Raw genomic sequence first — 10,573 nt, forward strand, 5'->3', positions numbered from 1 at the left:
CCGCCCTGCTGCCCGTCGCGCGGCACCTCGGCGTGGCGGAGGGTGCCGCCGCCCGGAACCGCGGGTGCGCTCAGGTACACCACATCGGTGCCGTCATCGCGCGTGGCCGCCCGGAGGCGCTGCTGCCCGGTGGTCGGGTCGCCGACGGCCTCGACCGCCCAGCCCGACGCGCCGGTCGTGTGCGACAGCAGCACCGTCTGCGTGCGGGTCACTCCGCAGTCCTGCACCGAGACCACGGCGTAGACACGGGTCTCGGAGCCCGCGGTCGTGGTGTCCAGCGCGGCGATCGTCTGCACGCCGCTGCCGAGGGCGCCGGTGTCCACGAGGGTCTCGCTCGTCCAGGCCGAGCCGTTCCAGGTGGCCCAGCGGACGTCGAAGTCGTTCTCGGTCGTGTCGGCGTAGCGGTAGGTGACACCGACCAGCGCGCCGTCGGCGATCGCCATCTTCGCGGTCTGCACGGCGGGCACGGCGTCGCCGATGGTCTCGCCCTGCTCGTACCCGCGCCACACGACCGCCCCGGGGGTGTCCGGACGGATCGGGGTGGGCAGGGCCTGGCCGGCGACGTCGCGGAAGCCGCCCGTGGCCGGGTCGTACACCGCGTACGAGCCGAGGTGACGGTAGGGGTCGGCGGGCCAGGGCCCCCACTCCCACAGCACGTGCACCCTGCCGTCGGCATCGACCTCGAGGTCGTCCGGGTAGAACGAGTGGTTGACGGCGGCGGCGATCACGGTCTCGCGGGCCCACGTGCCGACGGCGGGATCGTAGTGGTACAGCACGCCGTCCCTGCGGGCCTGCGGGTCGGCGCCGACGCGGACCATGAGCCATACGTCCCCGTCTGCGCCCTGGGCGGTCACCGGGTACGAGATCGCGGCACCGGCGTCGGGCATCTCGGCGCTGACGTCGACGAGCGAGGTGACGTCGAACGGCGTCGTGGAGCGGAAGTACTTCCAGGGCTCGTGGTGCATCGACACGAACGCGTGGATGTGTCCGTTCCCGTCGACGGCGAGCGACGGCTGGTTGTGGCCGTTGTCGTCGTCGTACTCGGCGCAGACGCCCGTGGCGAGCTTCAGGCACCCCGAGGTCCACGTGCCGTCCGCGGTGCGCACGGCGACGTTCACCCGGTGCTTCGCGGCGACCGAGCCCGGCACGTTGTAGGCGAAGAAGGTGCGGTCGCCGACGACGACGAGCGGGTTCCACCAGCCGGACTGGTTGGAGCTGTCGACCGTGACGGGCAGGGTCTCGACGGTGGTGGTCGTGACGTCGGCCTGTGCGGGCACGGCGAGCGCGACGGCGGCGACCACGGCGGCGACGGCGGCGCCGGTCTTCGAGCGGAAGGACATGGCGGCGGCCTCAGCCCAGCAGCTTCTGCGCTTCGTCGCCGGCCTGGGACATGGCGTCCTTGGCGCTCTGCTGGCCCACGAGCACGGCCTGCACGCGGTCGGCGATGGCGGTCTCGATCTGCGCGTACTGGGGGAACTGCCAGAACGGGTTGGTGGTGGCGGTCGCGGTGATCTTCTCCGCGAAGCGGGCGCCGAACGCATCGGACGAGACGACCTCGGACGTCTGGGCCTGTTCGGTCACGGGCGGCAGGCCCCGCAGCTCGTAGTCGCCGAGCACGGCGTCGAGGTCGCTCGTGGCCCACTGCCCGAAGTCGGCGGCGGTGCGCGCGCTGTCGCCCTCGCCTCCGCCGACGATCGCGATCGCGCCGCCCCACACGAGCGCGCGCGGGGTGTCGCCCTTCTTCAGGACCGGCCGCGACTCGGGCACGAGCTTGGACGCGAGGTCCGGGTCCGGCGAGTCCTTGGTGACGGAGCCGCGGCCCACCGGGGCGTCGTCGTAGATGGCGGCACGCCCCTGCGCGAACAGGGAGCGGGCGTCGAAGCGGTCGACGTCGGCGGCGATGAGGCCCTGGTCGTACAGCGACTTGTACCAGGACACCGCCTCGATGCTCGCGTCGTCGCCGATCGTGACCTCGCCGTCCTTGACGAGGTCGCTACCGAAGGTCTGCATCCAGATGAGGATGTCCTTGAGCTGGGCGGCCTTGGTGGAGGCGGCGTAGGGGATGAGCCCGCCGCCGAGACCCTTGAGCTTCTTCAGCGAGGACTCGAAGTCGTCGACCGTGGTCGGGAACTGCGAGATGCCGGCCTTGTCGAGGATCTCGGAGTTGGTGATGAGGCCGATCGCGCCGATGGTCCACGGGAACGCGTACTGCACGCCGTCGAGCTGGGTGGCCTCGAGGCTGGAGGCCGTGTAGCCGCGGTCCTTCGTGAGCACGGAGACGTCTTCGAGCTTGCCGAGGGCGGCGAGGGAGGCGAGCCAGGCGACGTCGACGTGGGCGGCGCCCGTGAACTGCCCGCCGCGCACCTGCAGCATGAGCTGCTTGAAGTACTCGTTGTAGGGGAACGACACCTCGGTGATGCCGACCTTCTGGGCGCTGGTGTAGCCCTCCAGCAGGGCGCGGGTGGCCGGGGCCGCGGCCTCTTCGGTGAGCGACCAGCTCGAGAACGAGAAGTCGGTGGCGGTGAAGTCGCCGGTGCCGAAGGCGGAGCCGGCGGACGACGCGGGGCTGGTGGAGCCGCTGCCGCCGCCGCTCGGCATGCAGCCGGCGAGCAGGAGGCCGGCGGCGCCGAGCCCGGCGAACTGGAGGAGCTGGCGACGGGAGACGGTGGTGTTCTCGGACATGGGGGTGCTCTCTCTTCTTCGAGGGACTGCGGGTGAGGGGTGGTGCGGGTCAGCCCTTGACCGCGCCGGCGGTGAGACCGCCGACGAGGAAGCGCTGCAGGGCGATGAACGCGATGGCCACGGGGAGCGAGACCACGAGCGAGGCCGCCATGAGCTCCGGCCAGGCGGTCGACGCCTCGCCGATGAACGTGTTGACGAGGCCGGGCGGCAGGGTCTGCTTGTCGGGTCCGGCCAGGGTGAGGGCGAAGATGAAGTCGTTCCAGCCGCGGACGAACGCGAACAGTCCGGCGGCGATGAGGCCGGGGGCCGCGAGCGGCAGGACGATCGAGTGGATGATGCGCATCCGGGAGGCGCCGTCGACGCGGGCGGCCTCGATGAGCTCGTCCGGGATCGTGTCGAAGAAGCCCTTCAGCATCCACACGCACAGCGGCAGCGTGAACGTGGTGAACGACAGCACCAGCGCCGTGTAGGTGTTCAGCAGCCCGTAGGCCGAGAACACCGCGTAGAGGGTGATGAGCAGCAGCGCCTGCGGGAACATCTGCGATGCCAGCACGAAGTACATGAGGCTGCGGCGCCCGCGGTAGCGGAACTTCGAGAACGCGTAGCCCATGTAGGCGGAGACCAGCACCGAGAGGATCGCGGTGATGACCGAGACCACGATGCTGTTGCGGAGGTAGCCGAACAGTGCGGGGTTGTTCGCGAGCGCGGCATAGGCCTCGAAGGTGATCTCCGTGGGGAAGAGCTTGGGCGGGTAGCTGAACACCTCGGTGCGCGGGGTGAGGGAGGTCGCGAGCAGCCAGTACACGGGCAGCAGCGCGAACCCGCCGAACACGACCACGGCGATCCAGGCACTGATGGTGGAGGCGCGGCGGTCGGCGCGGGCGCGGCGGCGCCGCGGGGGAGCGGGCGGGGCGGCGACGGCGGTCACCGTCTCCTCGGTCAGCACGGCGGTCATCGCTTCTCTCCCTTTTCGGACAGGCGGACGTAGACGACGACGAGCGCCATCAGCAGGACCATCCAGAGGAGCCCGATCGCGCCGGCGTGACCGAGGTCGAAGCCGTCGAACGCGGTCTCGTACACCGCCGTGGCGAAGGTCTGGGTGGAGCCGGCGGGGCCGCCGCCGGTGAGGACGTAGATGATGTCGAAGTGCTGGAAGTTCCAGATGAACTCCAGCAGGATCACGAGCCCGATGATGCCGCTCATCTGCGGGACCGTGATGGAGAAGAAGCGGCGGATGGTCCCGGCGCCGTCGATCTCCGCGGCCTCGTGCAGTTCGATCGGGACGGTCTGCAGGCCGGCGAGGAGCATGACCATCATCCAGGGGAACGACTGCCAGGTCTTCGCGACGATGACGGCGATCATGGCGGTGGTGGGGTTCGCGAGCCACGCCTGCGGGGAGTCGATGAGTCCCACGGTCTCCAGGGCCGCGTTGAGCACGCCGTAGTTGGCGTTGAAGATCCACATCCACAGGAACGACACGACCACGCCGGGGATCAGCCAGGGGATGAGCATGAGGCCGCGCAGCACCTTGGCACCGCGGATGCGCGTGTTGAGGGCGAGCGCGAGACCGAAGCCGATGACGAACGGCGCGATGGTCGTGCCGAGCGTGAAGACGAGGGTCTGCACGAGGAGCTGGACGAACTCCCCGGTGAGGACGTCGACGATGTTCTGGAAGCCGACGAACTCGCGTCCCGGTTCGACGAGGCTCTGCTTGTAGAACGCGGTGATCAGCGCGGTGATGAGCGGGTACACGACGACCGCGGCGAGGAGCGCGAGGCCGGGGGCCGTGAGGAGGAGCGCGAACATCCCGTCGGAGAGGCGACGGGGGCGGCGACCTGTTCCTATCTGTGAGGAAATGGTCTGTTCTGTCATCTAGGTCATCCTTGGCCTGGGGTGATGTGTCCGCACGCTCGCGGTGCGGTCTCGGGCTTCCTCAGTATTTCCGGCAGATTACGGGCTCGTCAACCGGAGAGCCCAAGAGTGATGAATTGGTATGAACTGTGAAATCTGTGAAGCGCTGCGCATACTTAAGAATCGATCCTTGATGGTCGATTATCGATTGGGTAGGGTCCTGTGCAGCCGCCCCGCTGCGGCACCGCGCGAGCTCTTCGCGCGGGAATCGAGAGTTCGGAGACGCAATGAAGCGTGTGCTGGCAGGACTGGCCCTGGCCGCCGTGTTCGGATCCGCCCTCGGCGTCGCCCCCGCGGCGTCGGCCGCGGTCGACGACGACGCCCTCTACATCGCACCGGGGGGTGACGACGACGCCGCCGGCACCAAGGACGACCCGCTCGCCACCCTCGAGGGAGCCAGGGACCGCATCCGGGCACTCAAAGCCGACGAGCAGATCCCCGCAGACGGCCTCACGGTCTACCTGCGCGAGGGCGAGTACCCGCGCAGCGCCTCGTTCGAGATCGGCGAGCAGGACTCCGGTACCGCCGACGCCCCGATCACCTACCGCTCCTATCCGGGCGAGACCGCCACGCTCACCGGCGGTCGCGCGCTGCCCCGCGACGAGTTCGCGCCCGTCGAGGACGCCGCCGTCACCGACCGGATCATCGACCCCGCCGCCCGCGACCAGGTGGTCGCGGTCGACCTCGCCGGCCTCGGCATCACCGACTACGGCCAGCTCAGCCGCCACGGCTACTGGAAGGCCAACGACGTCAGCACCACCCCGCCGATGGAGCTCTTCATCGACGGCCAGGGCATGACGCTCGCGCGCTGGCCCAACGCCGACGCCGCCACCCCCACCGTGCAGATGGGCGACATCATCGACGTCGGCCCCGACCGCAACGACCCGGATCTGCAGAACCGCGGCGGCACCTTCACGTACGGCTACGACCGGCCCCAGTACTGGACCCAGGCCGACGACGTGTGGCTGGACGGCATCTTCGGCTACAGCTGGGAGTGGTCGTACAACAAGATCGAGAGCATCGACACCGCGGCGAAGACGATCACCCTCCGCTACGGCGAGATGTCCGGGATCATGAAGAGCTGGTTCCCCGACTTCCACTTCGCGCAGAACCTGCTGGAGGAGCTCGACGCACCGGGCGAGTACTACATCGACCGCGCGGCGGGGAAGCTCTACCTCATCCCCAACGCCGCCTTCACGTCCGGACGCGGCGACGTCACCGTCACCGCGCTCGACGAGCCGATGCTGCGCGCCGACGGGGCGTCGTACGTGAACTTCGACGACCTCGTCCTGGAGTACGGTCGCGCCACCGCCGCCGTGATCCTCGGCGGCTCCCACGTCACGATCTCGCACAGCGACATCCGCAACTTCACCGACGGCGGCGTGCTCATCAACTCGCCGGGGCGCTATACCTACGACGGCATCCCGGTGAACCGCGGCGGCCGCGACCACGCCGTCACCGACAGCCGGCTCACGCACGTCGGCGGCGTCGGCGTGGTGCTCCAGGGCGGCGACAAGACCACCCTCGAGCCGGGCCGCAACCGGGTCGAGAACTCCGAGATCGCCGACTTCGCGTACTACCACAAGGCCTACAACCCCGGTGTGATGTTCGACGGGGTCGGCAACGTCGCCAAGAACAACGAGATCCACGACGCGCCGCACCCCGGCATCATCGTGCACGGCAACGACCACCTCTTCGAGCGCAACGAGGTGTACGACGTCTGCAAGCAGTTCCACGACCTCGGCGCGATCTACATGAACTCCGGCAAGACGCCGCAGCAGCGCGGACACGTCTTCCGGGAGAACTACTTCCACGACATCGGCGCCGGCATGGCGGGCGTCGAGGGCATCTACGCCGACAACTTCACGTGGGACCTCACGATCGAGAAGAACGTGTTCGTCAACATGGGCAACGGCGCCATCAAGAGCGGATCCGCCGACTACATCGAGGCGCGCAACAACGTCTTCGTCGACGCCTACGCGCCCTACGACAACTACGAGCAGTGGATGGGCGACCACGAGGGCAACGTCGTCGACAAGGACTACATGCCCGCCTGGCAGCAGGTGTTCGCCGACAACAACGACTTCGTCGGCACGCCGTATCTGGAGAAGTACCCCGAGCTCGGGCACTTCTTCGAGGACGACCACTACTTCCCGGACCACAGCACGTTCGCCGAGAACGTGGTCTGGAACCCGAACCGCCCCCGCATGGCGGGCGTCAACGAGCACGGCGCCAAGGACGGCAAGAACCTGCTGAACTACGAGGACAACTGGGTGGCCGACGCCGACCCCGGGTTCGTCGACGCCGCCGGCGGCGACTACACGCTGAAGGCCGACGCCGCCGTGTTCGACCAGATCCCCGGCTTCGAGGCGATCGCGTTCGGCGAGATCGGGGTCGACGGACACATCGGCCAGACGCAGCAGCCGCAGTCCGTCCCGCTGGAGGACATCGCGTTCGACAGCGACTCGGTCACGATCGACGCCGGCGACCAGGTGCGCGTGCGCGCCGTGCCGCTGCCCTGGAACGCCGACGACACCGCGGTGACCTACGCCTCCGCCGACGCCGCCGTCGCGACCGTGGACGACACGGGCGTCGTGCTGGGCATGGGCCCCGGCACCACGACCATCACGGCGACCGCGAAGGCCGACGCCGCCAAGACCGCGACCATCGAGGTGATCGTGGAGGAGGGCGACGGCGTGCTGCACTTCACCGACTTCGAGTCGGGATCGAACGGCTGGGCGACCGACCCCAACCGCAGCATCCAGGCCGACGCCACGGGTGACAAGGTCTACCGGATCCTCAAGGGCGCGAACAGCATCCTGCCGCGCGACTTCACCGAGTTCGTGCTCGACTTCGACGTGACGACACCGGCGACGACGCCCACCAACGCGGGGCTCATCGTGTACGACCGCAACGGCAAGGGCGGCGGCTACATCCGCTTCCGTCAGGCCGCGGCCGGCCCGACCTGGACCATCTTCGACGACGCCTGGCAGGTGGTCGCCGAGAAGGTCGTGCCCGCCGAGCAGGGCCTCGTCCCCGGTGCGACCTCGCACGTGCGCATCGCGGTCCAGGACGGGCGGATCCGCATCTCCGTCAACGGCGCGATCGCCCTCGAGGGGGCCGATCCCGCGCCGGGTGCGGCCGGTCGCGTGGGCTTCTACGTCGAGAACTACCCGTCGCTGGACTTCGACGACATCGGGTTCTCCCTCTCCGGGGTGCCCGTGACCGGGGTCACCCTCGACGCCGACGCGGTGGCGCTCTCGGTGGGGGAGCGGCGGACGGTCGCCGCGACGGTCGCCCCGCAGGACGCCAGCGACGCCAGGGTGACCTGGACCAGCGACGCCCCCGCGGTCGCCACGGTGGCGGACGGCCGCATCGCCGCCGTCGCCGCAGGCACCGCGACCATCACGGCCACCTCGGTCGCGGACCCCGCGTTCAGCGACACCCTGACGGTCACCGTCGCCGACGCGGAGTACCCGACGACCCGGCTCGACGCGCAGCTGAAGGACCCCGCGGCCTGGAGCACATCCGACCACATCGCCGTCGACGACGCGGGCGTGGTGATCAGCGGCGAGGGGGTGCACGGCTACGAGGGCGAGCGCTTCGGCGACACGCTCCTGCAGTTCGACGCGGACTTCGGTGCCTTCTCCGGAGGGTGGTACGGCTTCCAGGCGCGGTCCGACCAGACCGGTGTGCCCGCGTGGCAGAACTCCAACACCGGGTACCTCGTGGTGATCAAGCAGGACACGATCGAGTTCCAGAGCTGGACCCCCGGTCAGACGATGCTCGACGCGATCCCCAACACCGTCATCGCCCCCGACACCTCGCACCGCATCGAGTTCGGCGCGATCGCGGAGGGCGAGGGCACGCGCATCGTGTTCCGGGTGGACGGCGTGACCGTGTGGAGCATGGTGGATGCGCGAGAGAACCTGCGCATCGGAGCGGACGGCTTCTTCAACGTGTACCACTACGGCAAGACGACGGCCCTCGCCGTGCGCCCCACGCCGCCGCCCGCGAGCGTGACCGGCATCTGCTGGGCCGCGGAGGCCGACCCCAAGACCCGCTACCTGCGCGGCGAGGAGCTCGACGTCACCGGGATGATCCTCGGGGTGCGCTGGAGCGACGGCACCCTCACGACGCAGCAGGTCACGGCCGATATGGTGAGCGGGTTCGACAGCAGCAAGGTGCGTCCGCACCAGACGCTGACCGTGACCTACGCGGGCGCGACGGTCGAGCTGGAGACCTCGGTCAAGCCCAAGCTCAAGGACGATGAGGAAGAGGTGCCCCGGTGCGAGTGACGTTCATCGGCGACTCCATCACGGATGCGGGGCGCGACCGTGCCGACCCCGACTCCCTCGGTGACGGCTACGTGGCCCTCCTCGCCCCGGAGCTGCGGGCGGCCGGCGCGACCGTGCGGAACCTCGGCATCGCCGGGAACCGGGCGCGCGACCTGGCCGCCCGGTGGGACTCCGAGCTCCTGCCGACCGCGCCGGAGATGCTGACCGTGTACGTCGGCGTGAACGACATGTGGCGACGGTTCGACAGCGACGACCCGACGTCGGCGGAGGAGTTCCGGGCGACGCTCGACCCGCTGCTGGCCGGCGTCGCCGGGGAGCGGGGCCCCCGCCTGATCCTCATGGAGCCGTACTTCCTTCCGGTGACGGAGGAGCAGCGCGAGTGGCTCGACGACCTCGACGGCAAGCGGGCGGTCGTGCGCGACCTGGCCGCGTCGCATGGCGCCGCCTTCGTGCCGCTCCACGAGGTGCTCACGGCCGCCGCCACACGGCGGCCGGTGGCGGAGCTCGCCCCGGACGGCGTGCATCCGACGCCGCGCGGATCGGCGCTGATCGCCGAGGCCTGGCGCACGGCCGCGTCCATTAGCGATAGTCGATAATGGACGTAGACTGATGGTCATGACGGATGCTCTGGGCACAGCGGGACTGCAGCGAGGACTGCTGTCGGATCAGATCTACGCGATGATCAAGGCGATGATCAAGGAGTCGACCCTCGCCCCGGGCGAGCAGCTCGTCGAGTCCCAGCTCGCGCGACAGCTCCAGGTGAGCCAGGCTCCCGTGCGCGACGCCCTCAAGCGCCTCGCGCACGAGGGGCTGGTGTCGCACGTGCGGCACCAGGGCAACTTCGTCGCGAGCTACTCCGCCGAGGAGGCCGAGCAGGCCAAGGTCGCCCGGGTCGAGCTCGAGGGCCTGGCCGGCCGGCTCGCGTGCGGCGCGCTCGACGCCGCTCGCCGCGACGAGCTCGTGTCGCTCATCGCGCAGATGCATGAGGCGGCCGAATCCGCCGACCTCGCCCGTTTCCGCGAGCTCGACTTCACGTTCCACCGCGCCGTGATCGAGGCGAGCGGCAACGTGTACCTGCCGCGGATGTGGGATCTGCTCGAGCCGAGCCTGCGGGTGATGCACGTGCTGGGCGACCCGACGTTCACCGGCGACTGGCACGAGGTGGCCGACTGGCACAAGGGGCTGCTCGACGTGCTCGACGCGGGCGATGTCGAGGCCGCGTCCGCGCTGTTCCGTCGCCACGCCGCCGGCACCCTCCTCGACGACGCCTGACCTTCCCGCGCCGTCCCGCGCGACTCCGTGCCAGCCGCCGCGCGACGAGACAGACGGCGGGGGTCAGGCGCCCGTGGGGTAGAGGCGGTCGGCGGTCGCAGACCAGAACGCCCGTTCCTCGGCGCCGGAAAGGCGGGGCAGCGCCGCGCGCGTCGCGGCGAGCACGTCCGCATAGCCGATGCTCCGCGTCGACATCGGCCAGTCGCTGCCGAACGCCAGCCGCTCCGCGCCGAAGAGGTCGAACGCCAGCCGTAGCAGGCCGCGCGATTCCTCCGCGCCGCGGGCCGAGAGGTCGAGCCCGGAGACCTTCGCCGACACCCCCGGCGCCGACGCGGCCTCGTCCAGTGCTGCCCGCCACGTGCCGTCGGCCGTCCGCGCTCCGAGGCCCAGGTGGCACACCACGATCGCGG

Annotated in this window: 8 protein-coding genes; 3 read left to right on the forward strand and 5 right to left on the reverse strand. The window is 70.0% G+C overall.

What is annotated here, in order from left to right; all coding sequences use genetic code 11:
• From DW309_RS03140 to DW309_RS03155, 4 genes are all read right to left on the reverse strand, one after another.
• Window positions 1-1,340 (reverse strand): BNR-4 repeat-containing protein (locus DW309_RS03140; RefSeq protein ID WP_136044532.1); only part of this gene is annotated, 1,340 nt, incomplete at its 3' end.
• Between the two features lie 10 nt (window positions 1,341-1,350).
• Window positions 1,351-2,682, reverse strand: a complete 1,332-nt coding sequence (locus DW309_RS03145; RefSeq protein WP_136044533.1) for a type 2 periplasmic-binding domain-containing protein — start codon at window positions 2,680-2,682, stop codon at window positions 1,351-1,353.
• 49 nt (window positions 2,683-2,731) lie between these two features.
• On the reverse strand, window positions 2,732-3,637 hold the full coding sequence (locus tag DW309_RS03150; protein ID WP_136029501.1) for a carbohydrate ABC transporter permease: 906 nt from the start codon (window positions 3,635-3,637) through the stop codon (window positions 2,732-2,734).
• Entirely contained in the window at window positions 3,634-4,488 is an 855-nt protein-coding gene (locus DW309_RS03155) for a carbohydrate ABC transporter permease (RefSeq protein ID WP_205812600.1), read from the reverse strand. The genes DW309_RS03150 and DW309_RS03155 overlap by 4 nt, the downstream gene beginning before the upstream one ends.
• A gap of 332 nt (window positions 4,489-4,820) precedes the next feature.
• Here DW309_RS03155 and DW309_RS03160 point away from each other — a divergent pair, with 332 nt between their 5' ends.
• Genes DW309_RS03160 through DW309_RS03170 form a run of 3 tightly spaced genes read left to right on the forward strand, consistent with a single transcriptional unit; the run spans window position 4,821 to window position 10,163 of the window.
• Window positions 4,821-8,891, forward strand: coding sequence for an Ig-like domain-containing protein (locus tag DW309_RS03160; RefSeq protein ID WP_136044534.1), 4,071 nt, complete (start codon window positions 4,821-4,823; stop codon window positions 8,889-8,891).
• Window positions 8,882-9,487, forward strand: a complete 606-nt coding sequence (locus tag DW309_RS03165; RefSeq protein WP_136044535.1) for an SGNH/GDSL hydrolase family protein — start codon at window positions 8,882-8,884, stop codon at window positions 9,485-9,487. The genes DW309_RS03160 and DW309_RS03165 overlap by 10 nt, the downstream gene beginning before the upstream one ends.
• Before the next feature lie 19 nt (window positions 9,488-9,506).
• Entirely contained in the window at window positions 9,507-10,163 is a 657-nt protein-coding gene (locus tag DW309_RS03170) for a GntR family transcriptional regulator (protein WP_136044536.1), read from the forward strand.
• Window positions 10,164-10,226: 63 nt separating this feature from the next.
• On the opposite strand, the gene DW309_RS03175 is transcribed toward DW309_RS03170, so the two are convergent.
• Window positions 10,227-10,573 (reverse strand): amidohydrolase family protein (locus DW309_RS03175; RefSeq protein ID WP_168387157.1); only part of this gene is annotated, 347 nt, incomplete at its 5' end.

Origin of the sequence: Microbacterium sp. K41, from assembly GCF_004794395.1 — a bacterium.
GTDB lineage: Bacteria > Actinomycetota > Actinomycetes > Actinomycetales > Microbacteriaceae > Microbacterium > Microbacterium sufflavum.

Excerpts from the sequence above, each read along its gene's own strand:
- DW309_RS03145 (WP_136044533.1), bottom strand. The coding sequence starts at position 2,682 with ATGTCCGAGAACACCACCGTCTCCCGTCGCCAGCTCCTCCAGTTCGCC.
- DW309_RS03150 (WP_136029501.1), bottom strand. The coding sequence starts at position 3,637 with ATGACCGCCGTGCTGACCGAGGAGACGGTGACCGCCGTCGCCGCCCCG.
- DW309_RS03155 (WP_205812600.1), bottom strand. The coding sequence starts at position 4,488 with ATGTTCGCGCTCCTCCTCACGGCCCCCGGCCTCGCGCTCCTCGCCGCG.
- DW309_RS03160 (WP_136044534.1), top strand. The coding sequence starts at position 4,821 with ATGAAGCGTGTGCTGGCAGGACTGGCCCTGGCCGCCGTGTTCGGATCC.
- DW309_RS03170 (WP_136044536.1), top strand. The coding sequence starts at position 9,507 with ATGACGGATGCTCTGGGCACAGCGGGACTGCAGCGAGGACTGCTGTCG.